The organism is Halomonas sp. SIMBA_159 (assembly GCF_046536035.1).
GTDB lineage: Bacteria > Pseudomonadota > Gammaproteobacteria > Pseudomonadales > Halomonadaceae > Vreelandella > Vreelandella venusta_A.
Genome location: NZ_JAWJBT010001420.1, coordinates 1 through 242 on the forward strand (window position 1 = coordinate 1; position 242 = coordinate 242).

The window sequence follows — 242 nt, forward strand, 5'->3', positions numbered from 1 at the left end:
GTTTTTGGAACAAATCTTTCAAAAAATCTTTGTACATATGCCATTGCCCAAACTATTAAAATAATAGGCACAACTGTTGATCCATACTTAGCTAATGTTAGAGGTAATCCTAAAAATTCAACTGGCTTACCAGCACTTACTAAGGCTGAAAAATTCGGATGTAATAAAATCCCTCCAAAGATCATTGCTAGATACGGTGAACATTTAAACTTAATTGCCGCTGTATATGCTATTAATATTGG

At 33.1% G+C, this 242-nt stretch carries 1 protein-coding gene; it reads left to right on the forward strand.

What is annotated here, in order from left to right:
• The coding region (locus R0J87_RS23925) for a hypothetical protein (RefSeq protein ID WP_498889526.1) at positions 1-242 on the forward strand (242 nt) is incomplete at both ends.